Raw genomic sequence first — 26,224 nt, 5'->3', positions numbered from 1 at the left:
GGCACCGCGGGTGCGGCCGTGCCGTCGGTCGGCGCGGCGTCCGGCAGGGTGCGGCCGGCCACGCGCCGCAGCGCGTCGTCGATCGTCGCCAGCAGCGCGGGCGGCGCGGGCTGGCGCGCGTTCGCGGCCGCGCAGCGCGTGTAGTGATCGGTGACGCCGGCCAGCACGCGATCGATCGCATCGGGCACGTCGCCCGACAGCCGGCGTCGCGAGCGGCGCAGGTCGAGCGCGTTCAGCGCGATGCGCAGGTCGCGGAAGCTTTCGATCGACGGATGGCGGTGGTCGTCGGACGCGCCGAGGCGCGGCAGCAGTTGCGTGACGCGATCGAGCATCCGCGACGCGTGGTTGCGCTGGTCGTCGAGCGGCTGCGTCGACGCGGAGCGCGCGACGTCCTCCCAGCCCGAGCGCAGCAGGCGCCGCACCGCGAGTTCCGCGCCGAACGGCCGCGTCGCGCGCGTCCATACGTACGCGAACAGCAGCCCGGCGACGCCCGCGAGATTGCTGTTCAGGAACACGAAGAAATCGGCTTCGTACGCGCTCTGGATGCTGATGAAGGTGGCCGTGTTCACCGCGACGAGCATCGTCACCATGTTGAACTGCGGGCGCGGCAGCAGCGTGCCGATCAGGATGAACGGGCCCGCGAACATCAGCACGAGCATCGCGAAATCGTGCACGTGCGGCAGCACGACGAACAGGTACAGGCCCGCGAACACGACGCTCGCGGTGGTCGACAGGAAAAACTTGAACACCAGCGGCGCCGGCTCGTCGAGCGCGGCGAAGAAGCTGCACGACACGGCCACGAGCGTGACGGCCGCCGCGCCGTCGTGCCAGCCGGACGAGATCCACAGCCAGCACGCGAACACGATCGCGAACACGACGGTCAGCGTCGAGAACAGCATCATCCCGCGATCGAAGAAGCGCTCGGTGCCGCCGAGCCGCCAGTGCCGGTAGCGCGGCTGCCATACGCCCGATTCGTTCGCGATCAGCGCGCGCAGCGAGCGGCAGTCCTGCCAGATGTCGATGACCTGGCGCAGCCGCCACAGTGCATTCGACATCAGCGCGCCGTCCCAGCTCGCCAGCGCGCTGTCGGGCGGCTGCAGCGCGGCGATGCGCGCGCGCAGGTCGTCCGCGACCGGATCGTGCGCCATGTCGCCGCCCGCGTCGGTCTGCACGGCCGGCAGCGGTGCGTCGAACCACTTCGCGGCGTCGGCCAGCAGTGCGTCGAGCGCGGGCGGGCGCACGTGCAGGTCGCGCATCAGCGCGATCAGCGGATCGGCGAGCGACGACATCAGCGGCAGGAACAGCTGCATCCGGCCCGCGAGCGCCTGCGCGCGCGCGAGGACGCGCGGATGCGCATGGTCGTAGCCCAACTGGCTCAGCAGGAACTCGAGGCCGGTGATGGTCGCGGCGAGCCGCTGCCGGCACGCGGACAGCGCCTTGCCCGCCAGGTGCCCGGACAGCGTTTCGCGGCCGTAGAACGCGGCGTCCTTGAACCACGCGTCGGTGCGCTCGATCAGCGTCGGCGCGAGCCGGTTCGGGAACACGGCGCTGCCGACCACGCTCGCGCACACGATGCCGAGCACGATTTCCTCGGTGCGCGCGATCGCGACGTCGAACACGGTGGACGGATCGGTGACGGTCGGCAGCGCGACCAGCGGCATCGTATAACCGGCGAGCATGAAGACGTAGCTGCGGGCGGTGCGGTCGGAGATCGCGAGGTACAGCAGCGTGCCGCACCAGGTCGCGACGATGATGCTGAACAGGAGCGGCGTCTCGACGAACGGCGGCACGAAGAAGATCGCGGCGGCCGCGCCGAGCGCGGTGCCGAGCGCGCGGTACAGCGCTTTCGAGCGCGTCGCGCCGACGAACGGGTTCGACACGATGTAGACGCTCGCCATCGCCCAGTACGGGCGCGGCAGCTGGAAATACAGGCCGAGGTACAGCGCCAGCATCGACGCGGCGAACGTCTTGCCCGAGAACAGCCAGTCGCGAAGGCTCGGATAGGTCATGACGCGGAATCGTCGGAGTGGGGCAGGCGCGACGCCGGCGGATGTGGGTCGGCCGCGTTGAACGCGTTCAGCACGCGCAGCGTCGCCTCCAGATCGGCGCGCGACACGCCCTTGAGCACCTGGGCACGCAGCGCGCGCAGGTCTTCCTCCATCTTCGCGGTGACCGCGCGGCCGGCGGCCGTCAGCGAGATCGTTTTCGCGCGGCGGTCGTGCGGATCCTCGTCGCGGCGCGCGAGGCCGGCCGCGCACAGCTGGTCGAGCAGGCGCACGAGCGACGGCCCTTCGATGCCGACGTGTTCGGCGAGCGTGCCTTGCCGCACGCCTTCGCCGAGGCGCCCGGCCATCAGGAGCGGCGTCGCGCAGGCCTCGGACACGTTGTACGCGGTCAGCACGCCGTCACTGGTGCGGCGCCACTTGCGCGCGGTGAGCACGAGCAGGCTGCTGACGGCGAGGCGGAGGTCGTGCAGATTGGTCATGGGCGAGATGATAGGGGCAAAAACATTCGATAGCAAACTATCGTTTTTTGTCACCCGGATGACACGTCGCATGCGGCCCGGCCGGCCCGTCTGAAGCAATGTAGGCGGCGTGCAGGCCGGGGTCAAGCCGTAAGGGGGCGACCCCGAACCGTCCACATCCGGCGCGGCGACTATATTGAATAGTCAGACGAGAACCGTCCGGCAGCCCGGCGCACCGCCGCGCGCGTTAAGCAAATTCGAAGCCCCGGTTCGGCAAAGCCGACTTCGCGGCCGCGCGCGCGGCGTGCATATTAGGGTCATTGCAAGCGCACCGGAGGCTCCACCCGTGTCGACCTCATCCTCGCAGCCCGCCACGCCCGCATCGCTCGATGCGTGGCTCGGCAAGACCGAAACGCTCGACGACGACATCACCGCGTTCCCGCTGAACGCGCTGGCCGCCACGCTCGACCGCCCGTCGCCCGGCGACGTCGTGCCGCCGATGTGGCACTGGCTCTACTTCCTGCCGATCGCGCCGCTGGCCGAGCTCGGCCCGGACGGTCACCCGAAGCGCGGCGGCTTCCTGCCGCCGGTGCCGCTGCCGCGCCGCATGTGGGCCGGCGGCCGCCTGACGTTCCATGCGCCGCTGCGTGCGGGGCGGCGCGCGACGCGCGCATCGACGATCGCGAACATCGAGGACAAGACGGGCCGCAGCGGCCGGCTCGTGTTCGTGACGGTGCAACACCGGATCGAATCCGGCGGCGCGCTGTGCGTCGAGGAGGAGCACGACATCGTCTATCGCGACGCGCCGCAGCCAGGTGCGCCGGCACCGAAGCCGGTCGCGCCGCCCGCGGGCGAGACGTGGTCGCGCACGGTCACGGCCGACGCGGTGATGCTGTTTCGCTATTCGGCGTTGACCTTCAACGGCCATCGCATCCACTACGACCGCCGCTACGTGACGCAGGAAGAAGGCTATCCGGGGCTCGTCGTGCACGGCCCGCTGATCGCGACGCTGCTCGTCGATCTCGTGCACCGCGAACGGCCGGACGCGACGCTCGCGAGCTTCGCGTTCCGCGCGGTGCGCCCGACCTTCGATTCGGAGCCGTTCACGCTGTGCGGCAAGCCGTCGGACGACGGCCGCACGATCGAGCTGTGGGCGAAGGATCGCGACGGCTGGCTGACGATGCAGGCCACCGCGACCCTCGCGTGACGTGATTCCTTCCTTTCCCTCATTCATCGACGACGGACATGCAGACGACGCAACACGACCCGTACCAGGACATCCGCGAAGCGGTGCGCGACCTGTGCAGCCACTTTCCCGGCGAGTATTTCCGCCAGATCGACGACGCGCGCGGCTATCCCGACGCGTTCGTCGACGCGCTGACGAAGGCCGGCTGGCTCGCCGCGCTGATTCCGCAGGAATACGGCGGCTCGGGGCTCGGCCTCACCGAGGCGTCGATCATCATGGAGGAGATCAACCGCGCGGGCGGCAACTCCGGCGCGTGCCACGGGCAGATGTACAACATGGGCACGCTGCTGCGCCACGGTTCGGCCGAACAGAAGCGCGCGTATCTGCCGAAGATCGCGAGTGGCGAGTTGCGCCTGCAATCGATGGGCGTGACCGAGCCGACCACCGGCACCGACACGACGAAGATTAAGACGACCGCCGAGCGACGCGGCGATCGTTACGTGATCAACGGGCAGAAGGTGTGGATCTCGCGCGTGCAGCATTCGGACCTGATGATCCTGCTCGCGCGCACGACGCCGCTCGCCGACGTGAAGAAAAAATCCGAAGGGATGTCGATCTTCGTCGTCGATCTGCGCGAGGCCATCGGCCACGGGCTGACGGTGCGGCCGATCCCGAACATGGTCAATCACGAGACCAACGAGCTGTTCTTCGACAACCTCGAGATTCCGGCCGACAACCTGATCGGCGAGGAGGGGCAGGGCTTCAAGTACATCCTCGACGGGCTGAACGCCGAGCGCACGCTGATCGCGGCCGAATGCATCGGCGATGGCTACTGGTTCATCGACAAGGTGTCGCAGTATGTGAAGGAGCGCGTCGTGTTCGGCCGCCCGATCGGGCAGAACCAGGGCGTGCAGTTCCCGATCGCGCGCGCGTTCGTGAACGTCGAGGCCGCGAGCCTGATGCGCTTCGACGCCGCGCGCCGGTTCGATGCGCACGCGCCGTGCGGCGCGCAGGCGAACATGGCGAAGCTGCTCGCGGCCGACGCGTCGTGGGAGGCCGCGAACGCGTGCCTGCAATTCCACGGCGGCTTCGGCTTCGCGTGCGAATACGACGTCGAGCGCAAGTTCCGCGAAACGCGCCTGTACCAGGTCGCGCCGATCTCGACCAACCTGATCCTGGCCTACGTCGCGGAGCACCTCCTCGACCTGCCGCGCTCGTTCTGACGGAGGCCGACGATGCGACCCCTCGACGGCATCAAGGTAATCACCCTCGAACATGCGATCGCGGCGCCGTTCTGCACGCGCCAGCTCGCCGATCTCGGCGCGCGCGTGATCAAGATCGAACGGCCGGGCAGCGGCGATTTCGCGCGCGGCTACGACGAACGCGTGCACGGGCTGTCGTCGCACTTCGTGTGGGTGAACCGCTCGAAGGAGAGCCTGACGCTCGACGTCAAGCAGCCCGCTGCGGCGGCCGTGCTCGACGCGCTGCTCGCGGATGCCGACGTGCTCGTGCAGAATCTCGCGCCCGGTGCGGCCGAGCGTCTCGGGCTCGGCTACGACGCGTTGAAGCACACGCATCCGCGCCTGATCGTCTGCGACATCTCGGGTTACGGCGACGACGGCCCGTATCGCGACCGCAAGGCGTACGACCTGCTGATCCAGAGCGAAGCCGGGTTCCTGTCGATCACGGGCTCGCCCGGGCAACCGGCGAAGGCCGGCTGCTCGATCGCGGACATCGCGGCCGGCATGTACGCGTACACGAACATCCTGAGCGCGCTGCTGATGCGCGGCCGCACCGGCGCAGGGTGCCGGATCGACGTATCGATGCTGGAGAGCATGGTCGAGTGGATGGGCTACCCACTCTACTACGCGATCGACGGGCAAAGCCCGCCCGCGCCGTCGGGCGCGTCGCACGCGACGATCTGTCCGTACGGCCCGTTCCCGGCCGGCGACGGCAAGACCGTGATGCTCGGGCTGCAGAACGAGCGCGAATGGAAGCTGTTCTGCGAGCAGGTGCTGCGGCAGCCGGCGCTCGCCGACGATCCGCGTTTCAACGCGAATTCGAAACGGCATGCGGCGCGCGACGCGGTCGATGCGCTGATCGTCGATGCGTTCGCGACGCTGACGGCCGCCGAAGTGATGCAGCGGCTCGACGCGGCCGGCATCGCGAACGCGCAGATGAACACGCTCGACGACGTATGGCGGCACCCGCAATTGCAGGCGCGCGAGCGTTGGCGCAGCGTCGACACGGCCGCGGGCCCGGTGCCCGCGCTGTTGCCGCCGGGGCTGCCCGCCGGCGTCGAGCCGCGCATGGATGCGGTGCCGGCGCTCGGCCAGCATACCGATGCGATCCTCGCCGAACTCGGCTACGACCGCGCGCGGATCGCTGCGCTGCGCGCGAACGGCACGATCTGATTCCGCTTTCACGACGACGATGACCCATCCGATTCCCGCCATTGCCACCGCCCCCGGCCGCACGCTCGCGACGTTCGCGTCGCAGCTGCGCTTCGACGCGATTCCCGCCGACGTCGTCGCGCGCACCGTCAACCTCTACGTCGACTGGCTCGGCTCCGCGCTGGCCGGCAAGGGCGCGCGCCCGGTCGAGACGATCGCGGCGTTCGCGCGCCGCGCGGGCGGCTCGCCCGGCGGGCCCGGCACGGCCGACGTGCTGATCGACCGCACGCCCGCGACACCGTACTTCGCGGCGATGACGAACGGCGCGGCATCGCATTTCGCGGAACAGGACGACGTGCACAACGGCGCGGTGTTTCATCCGGCGACCGTCGTGTTTCCGGTCGCGCTCGCGCTGGCGCAGGCCCGCGGCGCGAGCGGGCGCGACTTCATCGCGGCGGCGGTCGCCGGCTATGAAGTCGGCATCCGCGTCGGCGAGTTTCTCGGGCGTTCGCACTACAAGGTGTTCCATACGACCGGCACCGCCGGTACGGTGGCGGCCGCCGCGACGGCCGGGCGGCTGCTCGGGTTGCCGCCGGAACGGATGCTCGATGCGTTCGGCTCGGCCGGCACGCAGGCGAGCGGATTGTGGGAATTCCTGCGCGATGCGGCCGATTCGAAGCAGCTGCATACGGCGATGGCCGCCGCGAACGGGCTGATGGCGGCCGAGCTCGCGCGCGACGGGTTTCGCGGCGCCACGCGGATTCTCGAAGGCGCGCAGGGAATGGCGGCCGGCATGTCGACCGATGCGGACCCGGCCCGCCTGACCGACCGGCTCGGCGCGCGCTGGGCGACCGCGGAAACGTCGTTCAAGTATCACGCGTCGTGCCGCCACACGCATCCGGCCGCCGACGCGCTGCTCGCGGTGATGGCGCGCGAGCGGCTGGCGGCGGCGGACATCGGGACGGTCGTCACGCACGTGCACCAGGGTGCGCTCGACGTGCTCGGCACGGTCACGGTGCCGCGCACCGTGCATCAGGCGAAGTTCAACATGGGCACCGTGCTCGCGCTGGCCGCGTTGCACGGGCACGCGGGCGTCGACGAATTCGAGCGCGATTACGCGGCTGCCCACGTCGCCGCGTTCCGCGACCGCGTGTCGATGGCGTTCGACGACGAAGTCGATCGCGCGTATCCGGCGCGCTGGATCGGCAAGGTCACGGTCACGACGCGCGACGGCCGCACGTTCACGGGCCGCGTCGACGAGCCGAAGGGCGATCCGGGCAACACGCTGTCGCGCGACGAGATCGCGCGCAAGGTACGCACGCTCGCCGCGTTCTCGGGCGCGGCGTCCGGCGCCGAGGTCGAGCGGCTCCTTGCCGACGCGTGGCAGGTCGCATCGTGCGATGCGATCGGCACGCTGTTTCTGGAGGCCTCGGCATGACGTCCGCGTCCGCCCGTTCGTGGCTGTTCGTTCCCGGCAATCGTCCGGAGCGCTTCGAGAAGGCGCGCGCGGCCGGCGCCGACGCGGTGATCGTCGATCTCGAGGATGCCGTGCCGCCGGACGGCAAGCCGGCGGCGCGCGATGCGGTCGTCGCGCAGCTCGATGCCGCGCGGCCCGTGTGGGTGCGCGTGAACGCGGCCGACACCGCATGGTTCGCCGACGACCTCGCGGCGCTCGCCGCGCATCCGGGCGTGGCCGGCGTGATGCTGCCGAAGTGCGACACGCGTGCGCAGGTGGACGCGGTGCTCGCGCATGCGCATCGCGCACTCGAACTGCTGCCGATCGTCGAGACGGCGACCGGCATCGCGGGGCTCGACCAGGTGTGTGCGGCGCCGCGCGTCGTGCGCGTGGCGTTCGGCACGCTCGATTTCCAGGTCGACCTCGGGATCGACGGCGACGGCGAAGCGCTGAACGCGTTCCGCTCGCGGATCGTGCTCGCGTCGCGGCTGGCGGGGATCGCGCCGCCGGTCGACGGCGTGTCGACGGTCATCGACGATCCGGCCGCGATCGAACGGCATGCGCGCTACGCGCGGGGCTTCGGCTTCGGCGGGAAACTGTGCATTCATCCGAAGCAGATCGACGCGGTGCACCGCGCGTATGCATGGACCGACGCGGAACAGGCGTGGGCGCGGCGCGTGCTCGATGCCGTCGACGCGAGCGGCGGCGCGGCCGTGGCGCTCGACGGCAGGATGGTCGACACGCCGGTGATCCTGAAGGCGCGGCGGATTCTGCGCGGGTAGGCGGCCCGCGACATGGGTCCGAACGATAAAGGTGCCGGATTCGTCTCTGTCCCGGGCACGCCGATTGCCTCGCTCGATTCGACCCGTAAGTCCTGCTTTCGCGCGCGATTGCACTAGGACAATATTTTCGGGGTGTCTTTCTGAGCGACCATGCGGAAGCCACGACGGAGACATCGAGATGGGACGGACGGAGGTATCGGCAGGCTGGCGCGACGCGATCGGCGCGGTGCACGGCATCGAGTCGAAATACAAGCGGCTCGTGAAGGCGATCGCCAGCGACATCGAGAACGGCGCGCTCGCGCCGGGCGCCCGGCTCGCGCCGCAGCGCGACGTCGCATCGAGCCTCGGCGTCAGCGTGCAGACCGTCACCAATGCGTACAAGGAGCTGGAGCGCCAGGGGCTGATCCGCTGCGAGGTCGGCCGCGGCAGCTTCGTGGCCGCGCGCGTGACCGAATCGATGTCGAACTACATCCTCGATACGACCGAGCGCGAACTGGTCGACTTCTCGATCGCCCGCATCGTGCACACGCCGGAGCACGATGCCGCGTGGCGCGGCGTGTGCGCGGCGCTGGCCGGCACCGACGACCAGCCGTGGATCCGCTCGTTCCGGCCGATCGCCGGGCTGGATGCGCATCGCGACGCCGGCGCCGCGTGGCTCGCGTCGCTGAACATGCCGGTGCACCGCGAATCGCTGCTGGTCACGAACGGCGCGGCGCACGGGATCTTTCTCGCGCTCGCGTCGATCGTCGGGCCGGGCGATACCGTGTTGTGCGAAAGCCTGACCGATCACGGCGTGATCGGCTCCGCGAACGTGCTCGGGTTTACGCTGAAGGGGCTCGAGATGGACGAGCACGGCATTCGTCCCGAACATTTCGAGGAGATGTGCGACGGCGAGCGGATCAGCGCGCTCGTCTGCACGCCGACCCTCAATAATCCGACCGTGTCGATGATGACCGAGTCGCGGCGGCGCTCGATCGCGCGCATCGCGACGCGCTACGGCGTGTACGTGATCGAGGACGACGTGTACGGTCCGCTGCCCGAGAAGACGGGCACGCCGATCGCGAGCCTGATTCCGGAGCTCGGCTTCTACTGCACGAGCATGACGAAATCGGTGCTGACCGGATTGCGCACCGGCTATCTCGCGATGCCGCGGCGGCTCGCGTTGCGCGTCGAGAGCGTGCTGCGCGTGAGCAGCTGGATGGCGACGTCGCCGATCGCGGAGATCGCGACGCGCTGGATCGCCGACGGCACCGCGCGGCGGCTCGTCGAACTGCAGCGCCAGCGGCTCGCCGTGCGTCAGGAGATGGTGAAGGCCGCGCTGGGGCCGTATGTGCTCGGTGCGCACCCGAACGCGCTGTCGGCCTGGCTGCGCGTGCCCGACTACTGGCAGGCCGAGCGGATCGTGCGCGAATTGCGCACCCGCAAGATCGCGGTGACGTCGCCCGATCCGTTTCTCGTCGGCGGCACGGAGCGGCCGAACGCGGTGCGCGTGTGCATCGGCGCCGAAACGTCCGATGCCGCGTGCAACGCGGCGCTCGAAACGATCGCCGGCGTGTTCGAACAGTATCCGCACCTGAACGATTTCCACTGAACCGGCGGCGCTGCCGCGATGTCGCGCGCAATGTATTAGGACATTCGAAAGCGCGATTTGGAACATTAGACTGGATCGCATCACATTCGTCGCGAGGCGTGCGTTCCATGTCTTTCCTGTCGCTGTCCGACGTCTATCGCGCGCGCCGCCGCCTCGCCGGGCGCGCCGACGGTACGCCGCTCGTCGCGTCCGCCGCGCTGTCCGCGCGGGTCGGCGCCCCCGTTCATCTGAAGCTCGAAACGCTGCAGCCGACCGGCAGCTTCAAGCTGCGCGGCGCGACCAACGCGCTCGCGGAACTTGCCGCGCAGCGCGTGACGCGCGTGGTCACCGCGTCCACCGGCAACCACGGCCGCGCGGTCGCGCATGCGGCACGCGCGCTCGGCATCGACGCGGCCGTCTGCATGTCGTCGCTCGTGCCGGCCAACAAGGTCGACGCGGTCGCGGCGCTCGGCGCGCGCGTGGTGATCGTCGGCGACAGCCAGGACGACGCGCAGGTCGAAGCGCGGCGGCTGGTGCGCGACGAAGGCTACGCGTACGTGCCGCCGTTCGACGATCCGCGCATCATCGCCGGCCAGGCGACGATCGGCGTCGAGATTCTGGAAGCGCTGCCCGATACCGCGACGCTCGTCGTGCCGCTGTCGGGCGGCGGCCTGTTTAGCGGCGTCGCGTTTGCCGCGAAGGCGATCCGGCCGCCGATCGAGGTGATCGGCGTCTCGATGGCGCGCGGCGCCGCGATGCATGCGAGCCTCGCGGCCGGCCGCCCGGTCGACGTCGACGAGCAGCCGGCGCTGGCCGATTCGCTCGGCGGCGGCATTGGCCTCGACAACCGCTACACGTTCGACATGACGCGCGCGCTGGCCGACGACGTCGTGCTGCTCGACGAGCCGTCGATCGCGCGCGGCATCGCGCATGCGTATCGGGAAGAACGGCTCGTCGTCGAAGGCGCCGGCGCGGTCGGCCTCGCCGCATTGCTGGACGAGCGGATCGTGCGCCGCGATCGCGGCGGCCCGATCGTGGTCGTCGTGAGCGGCGCGAACATCGACATGGCCGCGCATCGCCGGCTCGTTTCGGAGCACTGACATGGCCCATCCCGTCACGTTGCTCGGCCAGGCGCAATTGCGTGCGCTGGTGTCGCTCGATCTCGCCGCGATCGACCAGGTCGAGGCCGCGTTCGCGTCGCTCGCGACCGACGCCGTCGTGATGCCGCCGATCCTGAATCTCGCGCTGCCGGCGCGCCACGCCGAAGTGGACGTGAAGACCGCGTACCTGCCGCGCTTCGACAGCTTCGCGATCAAGGTCAGCCCCGGCTTCTTCGACAATCCGTCGCTCGGGCTGCCGAGCCTGAACGGGCTGATGCTCGTGCTGTCGGCCCGCACCGGCCTGACCGAGGCCGTGCTGCTCGACAACGGCTACCTGACGGCCGTGCGCACCGCGGCGGCCGGCGCCGTGGCCGCGCGCCGGCTCGCGCGCGCCGATGCGCACCGCGCGGCGATCATCGGTGCGGGCGAGCAGGCGCGGTTGCAACTCGCCGCGCTGAGGTTGGTGCGCGACATCACCCACGTGACGGTGTGGGCGCGCGACACCGCGCGGGCCGCGCAGTTCGCGGCCGACGTGCGCGCGGCGCACGGCATCGATGCGACGGTCGCGCGCTCGGTGCATGCGGCGCTGGCCGACGCGGACATCGCCGTGACGACCACGCCGAGCCGCGCGCCGCTCGTGCACGCGGAGGACTTGCATCCCGGGCTGCATGTGACGGCGATGGGTTCGGACGCCGATTACAAGACCGAACTCGCGCCGTCGGTGTTCGGCGCGGCACGCTATTTCTGCGACCGGCTGCAGCAGACCCGCGTGGCCGGCGAGCTCGCGCATGCGATCGCGGCTGGCGTGGTCGCGGCCGATGCGGTGTTTCCCGAGCTCGGCGAAGTCATCGCCGGCCGGCGCGAAGGCCGCACGCATCGCGACGACATCACGATCTGCGACCTGACCGGCACCGGCGCGCAGGACACCGCGATCGCCGTGCTCGCGCTGCAGCGCGCCCGCGCGGCCGAAGCGGGCACGATTTTTCACAACGACCTCACGACTTGAGAGGAGACAGATGGCCGCAGTCATCGAAACCAACGAAGCCGCGCCGCGTCTCGCGTTCGCGCGCAGCGAATATGCTGCGCGGATCGCGAAGACGCGTGCGGCGATGGAGCGGGCCGGCATCGACCTGCTGATCGTCACCGACCCGACCAACATGGGCTGGCTGACCGGCTATGACGGCTGGTCGTTCTACGTGCACCAGTGCGTGCTGCTTGCACTGGACGGCGAACCCGTGTGGTTCGGCCGCAGCCAGGACGCGAACGGCGCGAAGCGCACCGCGTTCATGGCGCACGAAAATATCGTCGGCTATCCCGATCATTACGTGCAGTCGAGCGCGCGCCATCCGATGGATTACCTGTCGACCGAGGTGATCGCGGCGCGCGGCTGGAGCACGCTGCGCATCGGCGTCGAGCTCGACAACTACTACTTCAGCGCGGCGGCGTACGCGTCGCTGCAGCGGCATCTGCCGGGCGCGCGCTGGGTCGATGCGACCGCGCTCGTCAACTGGCAGCGCGCGGTGAAGTCGCCGCGCGAGATCGAGTACATGCGCGTGGCCGCCCGCATCGTCGAACGGATGCATGCGCACATCGTCGAGACGATCGAGCCGGGCATGAAGAAAAGCGACCTGGTCGCGCAGATCTATGCGACCGGGATCGGCGGCGCGGACGGCTTCGGCGGCGACTATCCGGCGATCGTGCCGCTGTTGCCCACCGGCGCGGATGCTGCCGCGCCGCACCTGACCTGGGACGACTCGACGTTCGCGCGCGGCGCCGGCACGTTCTTCGAGATCGCCGGCTGCTACCGCCGCTATCACTGCCCGCTGTCGCGCACCGTCTATCTCGGCAAGCCGCCCGCGCACTTCGTCGAAGGCGAGCGCGCGGTGGTCGAGGGCATCGAGGCCGGGCTCGCGGCCGCGAAGCCGGGCAACGTGTGCGAGGACATCGCGAACGCGTTCTTCGCGGTGCTGCGCCGCGCGGGCATCGAGAAGGACAGCCGCTGCGGCTATCCGATCGGTGCAAGCTATCCGCCCGACTGGGGCGAGCGCACGATGAGCCTGCGTCCGGGCGACCGGACGGTGCTCGAACCCGGCATGACGTTCCATTTCATGCCGGGGCTGTGGCTCGACGACTGGGGGCTGGAGATCACGGAAAGCATCCTGATCACCGAGACCGGCGTCGAGACGTTCTGCAACGTGCCGCGCAAGCTGTTCGTGAAGGAGTAGGGCGATGCGTGCTTCCCCGATTACGCCGACCGTCGATTTCGACGCGGACGGCGAACAGCACGGCTTCCTGAAGCTGCCTTACTCGCGCGACGATTCCGCGTGGGGCGCGATCATGATTCCGGTGACCGTCGTGAAGCGCGGCGACGGGCCGACGGTGTTGCTGACCGGCGGCAACCACGGCGACGAATACGAGGGGCCGGTCGCGCTGTCGAAGCTCGCCGGTTCGCTGAAGGCGGCCGACGTGACCGGCCGCGTGATCGTCGTGCCGTTCATGAACTATCCGGCGTTCCGCGCCGGCTGCCGCACGTCGCCGATCGATGCCGGCAACCTGAACCGCAGCTTCCCGGGTCGGCCGGACGGCACCGTGACCGAGAAGATCGCCGATTACTTCCAGCGCCACCTGCTGCCGCTCGCGACGCACGTGCTCGACATTCACGCGGGCGGGCGCACGCTCGACTTCGTGCCGTTCGCGGCGATTCACGTGCTGGAGGATCGCGAGCAGGAAGCGCGCTGCGAGCGTGCGATGCGCGCGTTCGGCGCGCCGTATTCGATGCGCATGCTGGAACTCGACAGCGTCGGTCTCTACGACAGCGCGGCCGAGGAAGCCGGCAAGGTGTTCGTGTCGACCGAGCTGGGCGGCGGCGGCACGTCGACGGCGGCGAGCGTCGCGATCGCCGAGCGCGGCGTGTACGGATTTCTCGCGCATGCGGGCGTGATCGCGAAGGACGTCGTGGACGGCAACGCGCCACGTACGACGACGCTGCTCGACATGCCGGACGGTTCGTGCTTCACGACGAGCGAGCATCACGGGCTGCTCGAGATGTGCCGCGATCTCGGCACCGAGGTCGACGCCGGCGACGTGCTCGCGCGCGTGCACGCCGTCGACCGCACGGGCGTCGCGCCGGTCGAATACGTCGCGCGGCGGCGCGGGCTGCTCGCGGCCCGGCACTTCCCGGGCATCGTACAGCCCGGCGACACGGTCGCGGTGGTGGCCGACATCGTCGAGCGCAACATTCCGGTGGCCGTATGAGGACGCGCACGACGTGATCAAGCTCGACCGATACGACCTCGCGATCCTGCGCCTGCTCGAGCGCGACGGGCGCATCACGAAGTCGAAGCTCGCCGAGGCCGTGAACCTGTCGATTTCGCCGGCATGGGAGCGCGTGCGCAAGCTGGAGGAAAGCGGCGTGATTCGCGGCTATCGCGCGGACGTCGACTGGATCGGCGCGTTCTCGGGCAGCCGCATCGTCGTCGAGGTGACGCTGTCGCGGCACACCGCGCCCGACATGCGGCGCTTCGAGGATCGCGTGGCCGCGGCACCCGAGGTCGCGCAGTGCTACGCGACGGGTGGCGGCGTCGACTACGTGCTGCACGTGGTCGCGCGCGACATCGACCATTACCAGCGCTTCATCGATGCGCTGCTGATGGAAGACCTCGGCATCGAGCGCTACTTCACGTACATCGTGACGAAGGTCGTGAAGTGCGAATCCGGCGGCGCGCCGGACTGGCTGTAAAAGTTCGCGCCGACGCGCGGCAATACGGAAAAAACCGGCATTTCCGGCCGTGCAAACCGAAATTTCCGCATGCGCCGGCGCGACACAATGAAGTCCGTGCCCACCAACGAGGAGACGCAGCATGCTGCCCGGACACCCCGTTCTGTTCAAGTCGACCTGCTATGTCGACGGTCGCTGGATCCACAGCGACAGTGCCGCGACGGTCGCCGTCGTGAACCCCGCGGACCAGGCCGTGATCGGCCACGTGCCGATGCTCGAACGCGCACAGATCGTCGCGGCCGTCGACGCCGCGCAGCGCGCGTACGAGACCTGGCGCTGGACGCCGCAAGCGGTGCGCAGCGCGGCGTTGCTGCGCTGGCATGCGCTGATCCTGCGTCACGTCGACGATCTGGCCGCGCTGCTGTCGCTGGAACAGGGCAAGCCGCTGGCCGAAGCGCGCGGCGAGATCCGCTATGCGGCGAGCTTCGTCGAATGGTTCGCGAGCGAGGCGAAACGCGTCGCGGGTCGCACGATCCCGACGCATATCGACGGCGCGCATCTCGGCACCGTGATGGAGCCGGTCGGCGTCGCCGCGCTGATCACGCCGTGGAATTTCCCGGCCGCGATGATCACGCGCAAGGCGGCGGCCGCGATCGCGGTCGGGTGCGCCGTGGTCGTGAAGCCCGCGCACGAAACGCCGTTCTCGGCGCTCGCGCTCGCGCAACTCGCTGACGAGGCCGGCTTGCCGGCCGGCGTGTTCAACGTCGTGCTCGGCGAACCGCAGATGGCGATGGAAACGCTGGTCGGCGATGCGCGCGTGCGTGCGGTGAGCTTCACCGGCTCGACGCGCGTCGGCCGGCTCGTGACCGAAACCGCCGCGAAGGCCGGCATCCGCAAGATCGCGCTCGAACTGGGCGGCAATGCGCCGTTCATCGTGACCGAGGATGCGGACGTCGACCAGGCGGTACAGGTTGCCGTCGGCGCGAAGTTCCAGACGTCCGGCCAGGACTGCTGCGCGGCGAACCGGATGCTCGTCGCCCGACCGCTGTACGACACGTTCGTCGAACGGTATGCGCACGCGGTGCGGGCGCTGAAGACGGGCCCCGCGTTCGAGCCGGGCGTGGACGTCGGTCCGTTGATGCACCAGGCCGCATTCGACGCGACCGTGGCGCGGGTCGAGGATGCGCGGGCACGCGGCGCACGCATCGTCGCGGGCGGCCGGCCGCACGCGCTCGGTGGCTGGTTCTACGAGCCGACCGTGATCGCGGATGCCGCGCCCGGCATGCGCGTGGTCGACGAGGAAAACTTCGCGCCGATCTCGGCCGTCAGCGCGTTCGACACGCTCGACGAAGCGGTCGAAACGGCCAACGACACCGAGTACGGCCTCGCCGCGTACGTGTGCGCGACCCGCATCGACACGATCTTCCAGCTGGTGCGGCGGCTCGATTTCGCGATGGTGTCGGTCAACGGCGTGAAATTCACCGGTGCGCCGATCCCGTTCGGCGGGATGAAGGCGTCGGGCCTCGGGCGCGAAGGCGGCGCCGAAGGCTTCGAGCCGTTCACGGAAACCAAGTACTTCTGCCTCGGCAATCTCGGCCTGCCTGTTGCGGCGACGGCCTGACCCATTCAAAGGAGCTCATCATGACGAAATCGATCGACGCACTGCTGCGCGAGGACCGTGCCCACTTCATGCACCCGTCGACGCACGCATACGACCACGAGACCGGCGCGCTGCCGGGCAAGATCGTGCGCGGCGGCGAAGGCATCCGCATCGAGGATCACCAGGGCAAGCGCTACATCGACGCGTTCGCCGGCCTCTACTGCGTGAACATCGGCTATGGCCGCACCGAAGTGGCCGACGCGATGTACGAACAGGCGAAGCAGCTCGCGTACTACCACACGTACGTCGGCCACGCGTCGGACGCGATCATCGAGTTGTCGTCGCGGATCATCGACTGGTCGCCGGCGGGGATGAAGAAGGTCTATTACGGGATGTCGGGTTCCGACGCGAACGAGACGCAGGTCAAGATCGTCTGGTACTACAACAACGTGCTCGGCCGCCCGAACAAGAAGAAGATCATCTCGCGCGAGCGCGGCTATCACGGCTCGGGCATCGTGACGGGCAGCCTCACGGGCCTGCCGAGCTTCCACCAGCATTTCGACCTGCCGATCGACCGCGTGAAGCATACGGTGTGTCCGCACTGGTATCGCAAGGCGCCGGCCGGCATGAGCGAGGCGCAGTTCGTCGCGTACTGCGTCGACGAGCTCGAGAAGCTGATCGCCCGCGAGGGCGCCGATACGGTCGCCGCGTTCATCGCGGAGCCGGTGATGGGCACGGGCGGCATCATCGAACCGCCGGCCGGCTACTGGCCCGCGATCCAGGCCGTGCTGCGCAAGCACGACATCCTGCTGATCTCCGATGAAGTCGTGTGCGGGTTCGGGCGGCTCGGCTCGAAGATGGGCGCGCAGCACTTCGGGATCGAGCCCGACCTGATTACGGTCGCGAAAGGGCTGACGAGCGCGTATGCGCCGCTGTCGGGCGTGATCGTCGGCGAGAAGGTGTGGGACGTGATTGCGCGCGGCTCGCAGGAACACGGGCAGATGGGGCACGGCTGGACGTATTCCGGTCATCCGGTATGCGCGGCCGCCGCGCTCGCGAACCTCGCGATCCTCGAGCGCGAGAACCTGGTCGGCAACGCGGCCGACGTCGGCGGCTACTTCGGCGCGAAGCTGCGCGACGCATTCGGCGCGCATCCGCTCGTCGGCGAGGTGCGCAGCGTCGGCATGCTGGCCGCGCTCGAATTCATGGCCGACAAGGACGCGCGCACGCCGTTCGATCCCGCGCTGAAGATCGGTGCGCAGGTGTCGGCGGCCGCGTTGCAGCGCGGCGTGATCGCGCGGGCGATGCCGCACGGCGACATTCTCGGCTTTGCGCCGCCGCTCGTGATGACGCGTGCGGAGGCTGACGAGATCGTCGCGATCGTCAAGGATGCGGTGGACGAGGTCGCCGAGCGGAACCTGTCGGCCGTCGCGTGACGTTCGAGCGGTGCTGATGCGCGCCTCGGCGCGCGAGATGACGCCGCCGCATGCAAATGCGGCGGCGTTTTTTCTTGCCGGTACGGATACGGTTCGAGCAAACCGTCAGTGCATCGCCTGCGGTGCGCGTCGGCTACCGATCGTCACTCAGTAATCCCACACGACCGGCACGAAACGGAATCCGTCGCCGTTTCGCGCAACATGGCCGATGGACGGGAACGCGACATGGGCGGCGGCCAGCAGTGCGCCGGTGTCGGCCGCTTCGTTGAACAGCGCGAGACGCACGTCGACCGCCGCGTCCGGATCGTGTTCGAAGCCGTTTTGCCAGTCGGGGTGGTCGAAGTTCACTTCGAAAATCGCGTCGCCCGCGAACGTCAGCTTTTCCCCGTTCGATGCGACGTCGACCACGCAGTGCCCCGGCGTATGTCCGCCCGTCACCCGCGCCGACACGCCCGCGGCGACTTCCACGGTGCGATCGAACTGCACGATGTTTTCGCCGTAGAGTGCCATGAACCGCGCTGCCGCCTTGCGCAGCGCGGGCGGCACGGTTTCCGGCATCACCGTCTTGCTGAAGTCCGGATTCTCCCAGAACGCCACTTCCGCGGCCGATACGTGAATGCGGACGTTGGGGTTCAGCTTCGCCTTGACGCCATCGACGTTCAGCCCGCCGACGTGATCCATGTGCATGTGCGTGATCACGATATCGGTGATCGCGGCCAGGTCGATGCCGGCCGATTCAAGGCGCATCACCGAGCGCCCGGCGCGCGTGAAGTATTCGAAACCGTCGCCCACACCCGAGTCGATCAGGATCAGGCGATCGGCGCTGCGCACGAGCGCGATGTTGAGCGCCCAGTCGAACATGTCGCGTTGCAGGAAACGGCCGTCGAACCACGCATTGCGGTCCGTTTCGCTCACGTTGGTGGACATGGTGGAAGTCGGCAGCGGCAACACGCCGTCGCTGATCAGTACGACGTCGACTGCGCCGATGCGCACGGCGTAGCGGGACGAAACGAGCTCGCCCGAACCTTCGTGGCCCAGGCGGGCGACAACCGGCTGGACGTTGCGGATGGGTGCGTTCATGTTCAGTAATCCTGTTCGTCGAGTGAGGGAGTCCGCACTGCGCGGTGCAGAGCGGTTCGCGAGCGCGATCGCGAAGGTCGCGCATGTCGGTGCGCCCGGATTCCGATCGAGCGTGTCAGCGATTGTAGTGACGGCCCGCACCCGCCGACAGCGCCGCACGGGGGCACATCGTGTTGTCCGGACGACAACAATCCGGCGGCGGTTTCGGCCGCCCGAAATGCACATCGCCCGCCGTCCGTGGCCGGACGGCGGGCGATGCGATGGATGCCGTTTATGGGAAGCCGGGCGCCGCCGGCGCGCGGGTCAGCCCGGCTGACCGGGAAGCGTGTCGCCGCGCAGCGAACACCCGCGCGTCTCGATCACCGCCAGCAGCGCGACCAGCCCGACCGCGCACGCAGCCATCATGTAGTACGCGGGAATCAGCGCGTTGCCGGTCTTGCCGATCAGCCAGTCGTTGACGATCGGCGCGGTGCCGCCGAACAGCGACGTCGACACGTTGTACGCGATCGCCATGCCCGCATAGCGGACGTGGGTCGGGAACATCGCCGGGAACATCGCGGAAATGGTGGCGAGCTGCGGCACGTACAGCACGCCGAGCACCGCGAAGCCGATGAACGCGCCGAGCGGACCGTGCGTCATCAGCGTGAACATCGGCACGGCCGCGACGAACAGCCCGACGAGCGAGATCCACCACATCGTCTTGCGGCCGACGCGATCGGACAGCCAGCCGGCGAACGGCAGCAGCACCATCATCGCGAGCATGCCGATCAGCGGAATCAGCAGCGACATGTTCTCGCTGACGCCGAGTTCCTTGTGCATGTAGGTCGGCATGTATGCAAGCAGCACGTAGTTGACGACGTTCAGCGCGACGACGAGCCCGCCGAGCAGCACCAGCGGCTTCGCATAGCGCACCAGCAGCAGCCGGATCGGCAGCGCGGCCGTCGCACTTTGCTCGCGGCGGTGTGCCTGTTCCTCGAGTTCGCGGAACACCGGCGTTTCCTCCAGGCGCGAGCGCAGGTAGAAGCCGATCAGGCCGAGCGGCGCGGCGACCAGGAACGGCAGGCGCCAGCCCCACGCATGCATCGCCGAATCGCCGAGCAGCAGTGCGAAGCCGAGCATCAGGAACGCACCGAGCGAGAAGCCGGCGAGCGTCGCGAATTCGAGGAAGCTGCCGCACAGGCCGCGCCGCGAATCGGGCGCGTATTCGGCGATGAAGGTTGCCGCACCGCCGTATTCGCCGCCGGTCGAGAAGCCCTGCACCATGCGCAGCACGATCAGCGCGGCCGGTGCGAGCCAGCCGGCCGTCGCATAGCTCGGCAGCACGCCGACGAGCAACGTCGCGCCCGACATCGTCAGCACCGTCAGCGCGAGCACGCGCTTGCGGCCGAGCCGGTCGCCGAGCGGGCCCCAGAACAGGCCGCCGAGCGGGCGGATCAGGAACGAGATCGCGAACGTGCCGAGCGCGAACAGCGTCGCGCTCGCGGTGTTGCCGGGAAACAGCGCGGCGGAAATGTACGCGAGGCCGTACGCGTAAATACCGTAATCGAACCATTCGGTCGCATTGCCGAGGGCGGCGGCCGCGATCGCGACCCGCGGCAGACTGTGCGGCTCCTCGCCGCGTTGGGTGGTCGCATCGTCGGGAATCGACGACGCGGCGGAAACGGAAGTCCACGATGGCACGTATCGCATGAGGGATCCTCGCTATCAGCATGCGCCCGGGCGGGCGCCGACGAGGATCAAAGTAATCCCGCCAATTCGCGATGCCCGATGTCATAGGACGATGTGGGGATCGGGGTTTTCCCGTGGCGGGGCGGCCCGTGTGGCGGCGGGCCGGATGCTCAGGACCGCGTATCGGCCGACGGCAGCAGCGCGGCGAAACGGTCGGCGAGCGTCGGGCGCGACCGTGCGGGCCAGATCGCGCTGAGTTCGAAATTCGGCAGCGCGGCGCCGTCGCGGATCGGGCTGTACGCGACCCCGTCGAACGCGAACGCGTGGATCGACGTCGGCAGCAGCGATACGCCGCAGCCGGCGGCCACGCATGCGACGACCGTCAGCGTGCGGTTCACGTCGAGCACGATGTCGACCGGATGCCCGGCCTGGCGGAACGCGCTGAGGATACCGGCGCGGATCAGCGGCAGTTGATCGTGCGGAAACCACACGAGGCCGGCCGCGGCCAGGTCGGCCAGCGTCACCGTGCCGTCGGGCTGGCGCGGGAATGCCTTCGGCAGCACCGCGACGAGCGGATCGCGCTGGATCAGTTGCTCGCGCATCCGGCCGTTCACCGCGACCGGCGTATGCAGCAGCCCGATGTCGATTTCGCCGCGCTCGAGCGCGATCGCCTGCTCGGCATTGCTCATCTCGCGCATCACCAGCTCGACGTCGGGCGCGCTTTCGCGCAGCGCACGGATCGCGCGCGGCAGCGTGTCGAACAGCGCCGCGGTGACGAAGCCAATGGTCAGGCGCCCGGCGCGCTGCGCGCCGATTTCGCCCGCCCGGTGCGCGGCCGCGTCGAGCCGCGCGACGCTCAGGCGCAGATCGTCGACCATCGCGAGCCCGGCCGGCGTGAGCGTCGCGCCGCGCCGCGACCGGTCGAACAGCCGGACCCCCAGTTCCTTTTCCATCCGGTTCAGCGCCTGGCTGAGCGCCGGCTGCGCAATGCCCAGCTCGCTGGCGGCGCGCGTAAAGCTGCCGGAATCCGCGATCGCGAGGAAGTAGCGGACGTGCCTGATTTCCATAAGCGTGTGTTATGAATAATTATTCGAAACATAGTAGCGAATTATCCAAATGATTCATAGGATGCACATCGGGCGTCGTCGAACCCGGCCGCGCCTCCGATAGCGGCGCGCTCAGGCGACGCACGGCGACGACACGAGGAGACCTCCGTTGACCTGGATGCGCGAACTCTCGACGACCGAACGGCGCACGTTGCGCGGCTGCTTTGCCGGCTGGGCGCTCGACGGGCTCGACACGCAGATGTTCAGCCTCGTGATCCCGGCGCTGCTCGCGACCTGGAGCATCGGCAAGGGGCAGGCCGGCCTGATCGGCGGCGCGACGCTCGTGTCGGGCGCGCTCGGCGGCCTGCTGGCCGGCGCGATCGCGGATCGCTACGGGCGCGTGCGGGCGCTGCAGATCACCGTGTGCTGGTTCTCCGCCTTCACGTTCCTCAGCGCGTTCGCGCAGAACTTCGAGCAGTTGCTGGTGCTGAAGGCGTTGCAAGGGCTCGGCTTCGGCGGCGAATGGACCGCGGGCGCGGTGCTGCTCGCGGAGACGGTCGGCGCGCGCCATCGCGGCAAGGCGATGGGCGTCGTGCAGAGCGCGTGGGGATTCGGCTGGGGCGCGGCGGTGCTGCTGTACATGATCGTGTTCGCGTGGCTGCCGTCCGAGTGGGCGTGGCGCGTGCTGTTCGCGATCGGCGCGCTGCCTGCGCTGCTGGTGCTGTATATCCGCCGCGCGATTTCCGAGCCGCCGCGCGCGACGCCTGCGCCCGCGCACGGGGACGATGCGCCGACGGTGGGCATCTTCGACCGGTCGGTGCTGCGCACGACGGTGGTCGGCGGCCTGATCGGCGTCGGCGCGCACGGCGGCTATCACGCGATCACGATCTGGCTGCCGACCTACCTGAAGACCGAGCGGCACCTGTCGGTGCTCGGCACCGGCGCGTATCTCGCGGTCGTGATCGTCGCGTTCATCTGCGGCTGTTTCCTGAGCGCGTATTTGCAGGACCGGATCGGCCGGCGTCGCAACGTGATGCTGTTCGCCGCGTGTTGCGCGGTGATGGTGAACCTGTACGTGTTCCTGCCGCTGAACGACGTCGCGATGCTGCTGCTCGGGTTCCCGCTCGGGTTGTGCTCGGCCGGCATCCCGGCGACGCTCGGCACGCTGTTCAACGAGCTGTATCCGCAAAACGTGCGCGGCCGCGGCGTCGGGTTCTGCTACAACTTCGGCCGCATCGTGTCGGCGGGCTTTCCGGTGCTGGTCGGGCGGATGGGCGAATCGCTGCCGCTCGGCACGGCGCTCGGCATCGACGCGGGCATCGCGTACGGGCTCGTCGTGATCGCGGTGTGGTTCCTGCCGGAAACGCGCGGGCGCCGTCTGCCCGACGCGGCTGCCGGGCCGGGCGCCGACGACGACGCGCGCGCCGGCGCATCGCTGTAGTTTTCGTCCTTCGTTCATTCCGTCGCCCTGTCGCCCGCTGCCGGGCCGGGCCCCTCTTGCAGGCAAGTCGTCATGGATCGAGCAGTCAATCCGCCGGTCGAACCGGTTTCAGCGGCGCCGGATACGGCCGCGTGGTACGCGTCATCGACGGCCGTCGCGGCGGTCGACGCCCATGCGCACGTGTTTGCGCGCGGTCTGCCGCTCGCGCCGGTCGTGCGCCATGCGCCCGACTACGATGCGTCGCTCGACGCGTACGTCGCGCATCTCGCCGCACACGGCATCACGCACGCGGTGCTGGTGCAGCCGAGCTTTCTCGGCACCGACAATACGTTCTTCGTCGACGTGCTGCGGCGCTACCCGAGCCGCTTTCGCGGCGTCGCGGTCGTCGATCCGGTGATCGACGACGACGCGCTCGCCGCGCTCGACCGCGCGGGCGTCGTGGGCATGCGGCTCAATCTGGTCGGCCTGCCGATTCCGGATTTCGGCACGCGGGTGTGGCGCGCGCTGTTCGCACGCATCAACGCGCTCGGCTGGCATGTCGAGATTCATCGCGACGCGGCCGACCTGCATGCGATCGCCGCGAGCCTGCTTGCGCAATCGTGCACGCTCGTGATCGACCATTTCGGCCGCCCGTCGCCGGCGCTCGGCGAACGCGATCCGGGCTTCCGTCATCTGCTGTCGCTTGCCGATACCGGGCGCGTGTGGGTCAAGCTGTCGGCCGCGTACCGGAACAGCCTGACCGGCGACGGCACCGACACCGCGCTCGGCGCGGCGCAGGCGCTGCGCGGCGCGTTCACGCCGGAGCGGCTCGTGTGGGGCAGCGACTGGCCGCATACGCAGCATCGCGAACGTGTCGATTTCGGCGCGACCTGCGCGGCGCTCGAACGCTGGCTGCCCGATGCCGGCGAACGCGCGCGCGTGTTGCGCGACTCGCCGCGCACCCTGTTTCGTTTCGACCAATGAGGCCTCGCATGACCGATTCCACCGCCCTTCGTCGCGCCGCTTTCCGGTGCAGCATCGCCGCCCGCCAGGGGCTGCTCGTCGCCGGCACGTTCAATGCGCTCAGCGCGCGGATCGCCGCCGATCTGGGCTTCGGCGCGCTGTACCTGAGCGGCGCCGGCGTCACCAACATGTCGCTCGGCTTGCCGGATCTCGGCTTCGTCGGGCTCGGCGAACTGGCCGAGCACACCGCGCGCGTGCGCGACGCCGTCGATTTGCCGCTGATGGTCGATGCCGATACCGGTTTCGGCAACGCGCTGAACGTGCTGCATACGGTGCGCACGCTCGAGCGCAGCGGCGCCGATGCGATCCAGCTCGAGGATCAGGTGCTGCCGAAGAAATGCGGCCACTTCGCGGGCAAGGAAGTGATTCCGGCCGCGGAAATGGTCGGCAAGCTGAAGGCGGCCGTCGACGCGCGCGTCGATCCGAACCTGCTGGTCGTCGCGCGCACCGATGCGGCCGCCGTGCACGGCATCGACGACGCGATCGAGCGCGCGCACCGCTATGCGCAAGCGGGCGCCGACGTGCTGTTCATCGAGGCGATGGACACGCCGGAGGACGTCGAACGGCTGCCCGCGCTGTTCGATACGCCGCAACTGATCAACATCGTGATCGGCGGCAAGACGCCGACCCGCTCGCGCGACGAACTGGCGCGCCTCGGTTACGGCGTCGTGCTGTACGCGAATGCGGCGTTGCAGGGCGCGGTGCACGGGATGCAGGCCGCGCTGACCGAATTGCGCGACACGGGCCGGCTCGACGAAAACCCCGCGCTCGTCGCGCCGTTCGCGGAACGGCAGCGGCTCGTCGACAAGGCGCGCTTCGACGCGCTCGACGCACGCTACGCGGCCGGGCAGCCGTAAGGCCGGCATGCGGCACGGGCGGCCGCCTGCCGGCCGCCCGAAACAGAACGAACAGGAGACAACCGTGACAACTTCCCCAACCGGGGCGGGCGACGCGCCGCCGCGCATCGGCTCGATCGTCGGCGGGCTCGCCGGCAACCTGATCGAGTGGTACGACTTCCTCGCATACAGCATCTTCTCGATCTATTTCGCGCCGTCGTTCTTTCCCGCCGACCGGCCGACCGTGCAACTGATGAATACCGCGGCGATCGCGGCGGTCGGCTACGTCGCGCGGCCGGCGGGAAGCTGGCTCGTCGGCCTGTACGCGGACCGGCACGGGCGCAAGGCCGCGCTGACGAAATCGGTGCTCGCGATGTGCGCGGGCTCGATGCTGATCGCCGTCACGCCCGGCTACGCGACGATCGGCATGCTCGCGCCGGCGCTGCTCGTCGCCGCGCGGCTCTTGCAGGGCCTCAGCATGGGCGGCGAGTACGGCACCAGCGCGACCTACCTGAGCGAGATCGCACCGCCGAACCGGCGCGGCTTCTACGTCGGCTTCCTGCAGGTGAGCGTGGTCGCGGGCCAGCTCGTCGCGCTCGGCCTGATGCTGGCGATGCAGCGGATCTTCGCCGGCACGCACGACATCGAGCGCTGGGCGTGGCGGATTCCGTTCTTCGTCGGCGGCGTGCTGGCGCTGTTCGCGCTGTACATGCGCCGCAACGTCGTCGAGAGCGATGCATTCGTCGCAAGCCGGGCGCGCGCGGCGAAGACGCGCGTGACGGCCGATCTCGCGGCGCACTGGCGCGAACTGCTGCTCGCGATCGGCATCACGATCGGCGGCACCGTCGCGTTCTATACGTACACCGTCTATATGCAGAAGTACCTGGTCAACTCGGTCGGCCTGCACAAGGAAACGGCGACCTGGATCTGCACGCTCGCGCTGTTGCTGTACATGCCGCTGCAGCCGCTGTTCGGCCTCGTATCGGATCGCGTCGGGCGCCGGCCGGTGCTGCTGTGGTTCGGGCTCGGCGGCACGCTGCTGTCGGTGCCGATCTTCACGACGCTCGGGCATGTGCACGAGCCGCTAGCCGCGTTCGCGCTGGTGTTCGCGGGACTCGTCGTGCTGAGCGGCTTCACGTCGGTGCACATGCTGGTCAAGGCCGAGCTGTTCCCGCCGCAAATCCGCGCACTGGCGGTCGGGCTGCCTTATGCGCTGACGACGGCGATCCTCGGCGGCACGACGGAGTTCGTCGCGCTGCGGCTGAAGGCGGGCGGCAACGAGACGATGTTCTTCTGGTACGTGGCGGCGTGCGCGGCGATTTCGCTGATCGTGTACTGGCGGATGCCGGAAACCCGTCCGGCACCGCGCGCGCCGGCGGCGCGGCCGGCGGTGGGCGCCGCCGCACCGCGTTGAATTGGTGCGAAGCCGCATGCGAAACGCTTATG

General features: G+C 69.3%; 22 protein-coding genes. 17 read left to right on the top strand and 5 right to left on the bottom strand.

Annotated features, from left to right (window positions below; all coding sequences use genetic code 11):
- The coding region (locus MMB92_RS22325) for an FUSC family protein (RefSeq protein WP_277562931.1) at positions 1-2,009 on the bottom strand (2,009 nt) is incomplete at its 3' end.
- Positions 2,006-2,485, bottom strand: coding sequence for a MarR family transcriptional regulator (locus MMB92_RS22320; RefSeq protein ID WP_006497850.1), 480 nt, complete (start codon positions 2,483-2,485; stop codon positions 2,006-2,008). The genes MMB92_RS22320 and MMB92_RS22325, both read right to left, overlap by 4 nt.
- A gap of 325 nt (positions 2,486-2,810) precedes the next feature.
- Here MMB92_RS22320 and MMB92_RS22315 point away from each other — a divergent pair, with 325 nt between their 5' ends.
- From MMB92_RS22315 to MMB92_RS22255, 13 genes are all read left to right on the top strand, one after another.
- On the top strand, positions 2,811-3,671 hold the full coding sequence (locus tag MMB92_RS22315; protein ID WP_277562930.1) for a MaoC family dehydratase N-terminal domain-containing protein: 861 nt from the start codon (positions 2,811-2,813) through the stop codon (positions 3,669-3,671).
- 38 nt (positions 3,672-3,709) lie between these two features.
- A complete protein-coding gene (locus MMB92_RS22310; RefSeq protein ID WP_277562929.1) occupies positions 3,710-4,873 on the top strand; it encodes an acyl-CoA dehydrogenase family protein in 1,164 nt (387 codons plus the stop codon).
- Positions 4,874-4,885: 12 nt separating this feature from the next.
- Positions 4,886-6,064, top strand: coding sequence for a CaiB/BaiF CoA-transferase family protein (locus tag MMB92_RS22305; RefSeq protein WP_006482159.1), 1,179 nt, complete (start codon positions 4,886-4,888; stop codon positions 6,062-6,064).
- Positions 6,065-6,083: 19 nt separating this feature from the next.
- Positions 6,084-7,481 (top strand): MmgE/PrpD family protein, encoded by a 1,398-nt coding sequence (locus MMB92_RS22300; protein WP_212137224.1) that lies wholly within the window; start codon positions 6,084-6,086, stop codon positions 7,479-7,481.
- Positions 7,478-8,281, top strand: coding sequence for a CoA ester lyase (locus MMB92_RS22295; RefSeq protein WP_006497855.1), 804 nt, complete (start codon positions 7,478-7,480; stop codon positions 8,279-8,281). The genes MMB92_RS22300 and MMB92_RS22295 overlap by 4 nt, the downstream gene beginning before the upstream one ends.
- A 178-nt stretch (positions 8,282-8,459) precedes the next feature.
- Positions 8,460-9,872: a PLP-dependent aminotransferase family protein gene (locus MMB92_RS22290; protein WP_006482158.1), complete on the top strand. Its 1,413-nt coding sequence runs from the start codon at positions 8,460-8,462 to the stop codon at positions 9,870-9,872.
- A gap of 107 nt (positions 9,873-9,979) precedes the next feature.
- A complete protein-coding gene (gene eutB / locus MMB92_RS22285; protein WP_277562928.1) occupies positions 9,980-10,951 on the top strand; it encodes a hydroxyectoine utilization dehydratase EutB in 972 nt (323 codons plus the stop codon).
- A gap of 1 nt (position 10,952) precedes the next feature.
- Positions 10,953-11,957 (top strand): cyclodeaminase, encoded by a 1,005-nt coding sequence (locus MMB92_RS22280; RefSeq protein WP_077057158.1) that lies wholly within the window; start codon positions 10,953-10,955, stop codon positions 11,955-11,957.
- Between the two features lie 10 nt (positions 11,958-11,967).
- Complete coding sequence (gene doeA, locus MMB92_RS22275; RefSeq protein ID WP_006497858.1) at positions 11,968-13,176, top strand: ectoine hydrolase DoeA; 1,209 nt, start codon at positions 11,968-11,970, stop codon at positions 13,174-13,176.
- A gap of 4 nt (positions 13,177-13,180) precedes the next feature.
- Complete coding sequence (gene doeB / locus MMB92_RS22270) at positions 13,181-14,206, top strand: N(2)-acetyl-L-2,4-diaminobutanoate deacetylase DoeB (RefSeq protein ID WP_006489637.1); 1,026 nt, start codon at positions 13,181-13,183, stop codon at positions 14,204-14,206.
- Positions 14,207-14,219: 13 nt separating this feature from the next.
- Positions 14,220-14,690, top strand: coding sequence for an Lrp/AsnC family transcriptional regulator (locus tag MMB92_RS22265; protein WP_006497860.1), 471 nt, complete (start codon positions 14,220-14,222; stop codon positions 14,688-14,690).
- A gap of 121 nt (positions 14,691-14,811) precedes the next feature.
- Entirely contained in the window at positions 14,812-16,290 is a 1,479-nt protein-coding gene (locus MMB92_RS22260; protein ID WP_048988460.1) for an NAD-dependent succinate-semialdehyde dehydrogenase, read from the top strand.
- Between the two features lie 20 nt (positions 16,291-16,310).
- A complete protein-coding gene (locus tag MMB92_RS22255; RefSeq protein ID WP_277562927.1) occupies positions 16,311-17,705 on the top strand; it encodes an aspartate aminotransferase family protein in 1,395 nt (464 codons plus the stop codon).
- 147 nt (positions 17,706-17,852) lie between these two features.
- On the opposite strand, the gene MMB92_RS22250 is transcribed toward MMB92_RS22255, so the two are convergent.
- The 3 genes from MMB92_RS22250 to MMB92_RS22240 all read right to left on the bottom strand — a co-directional run bounded on the left by MMB92_RS22250 (position 17,853) and on the right by MMB92_RS22240 (position 21,520).
- Positions 17,853-18,785, bottom strand: coding sequence for an MBL fold metallo-hydrolase (locus tag MMB92_RS22250; RefSeq protein WP_258258833.1), 933 nt, complete (start codon positions 18,783-18,785; stop codon positions 17,853-17,855).
- A gap of 303 nt (positions 18,786-19,088) precedes the next feature.
- Positions 19,089-20,474 carry an MFS transporter gene (locus tag MMB92_RS22245; RefSeq protein ID WP_006497865.1) on the bottom strand — a complete coding sequence of 462 codons (1,386 nt, stop codon included), beginning with the start codon at positions 20,472-20,474 and terminating at the stop codon, positions 19,089-19,091.
- Between the two features lie 149 nt (positions 20,475-20,623).
- On the bottom strand, positions 20,624-21,520 hold the full coding sequence (locus MMB92_RS22240) for a LysR family transcriptional regulator (protein WP_277562926.1): 897 nt from the start codon (positions 21,518-21,520) through the stop codon (positions 20,624-20,626).
- Between the two features lie 148 nt (positions 21,521-21,668).
- Between MMB92_RS22240 and MMB92_RS22235 the strand changes: the two genes are divergently transcribed.
- From MMB92_RS22235 to MMB92_RS22220, 4 genes are all read left to right on the top strand, one after another.
- Complete coding sequence (locus tag MMB92_RS22235; protein WP_034203811.1) at positions 21,669-22,940, top strand: MFS transporter; 1,272 nt, start codon at positions 21,669-21,671, stop codon at positions 22,938-22,940.
- 72 nt (positions 22,941-23,012) lie between these two features.
- Positions 23,013-23,903, top strand: coding sequence for an amidohydrolase family protein (locus tag MMB92_RS22230; RefSeq protein ID WP_006497867.1), 891 nt, complete (start codon positions 23,013-23,015; stop codon positions 23,901-23,903).
- Positions 23,904-23,911: 8 nt separating this feature from the next.
- Positions 23,912-24,799, top strand: coding sequence for an oxaloacetate decarboxylase (locus MMB92_RS22225; RefSeq protein WP_277562925.1), 888 nt, complete (start codon positions 23,912-23,914; stop codon positions 24,797-24,799).
- Positions 24,800-24,863: 64 nt separating this feature from the next.
- Positions 24,864-26,192 carry an MFS transporter gene (locus MMB92_RS22220; protein ID WP_012493659.1) on the top strand — a complete coding sequence of 443 codons (1,329 nt, stop codon included), beginning with the start codon at positions 24,864-24,866 and terminating at the stop codon, positions 26,190-26,192.
- Positions 26,193-26,224: the final 32 nt, after the last annotated feature.

The organism is Burkholderia sp. IO2 (assembly GCF_029522185.1).
GTDB classification, from domain to species: Bacteria; Pseudomonadota; Gammaproteobacteria; order Burkholderiales; family Burkholderiaceae; genus Burkholderia; species Burkholderia cenocepacia.
Note: the sequence above shows the minus strand (reverse complement) of the source record. Positions and strands in the feature narration are given on the sequence as shown.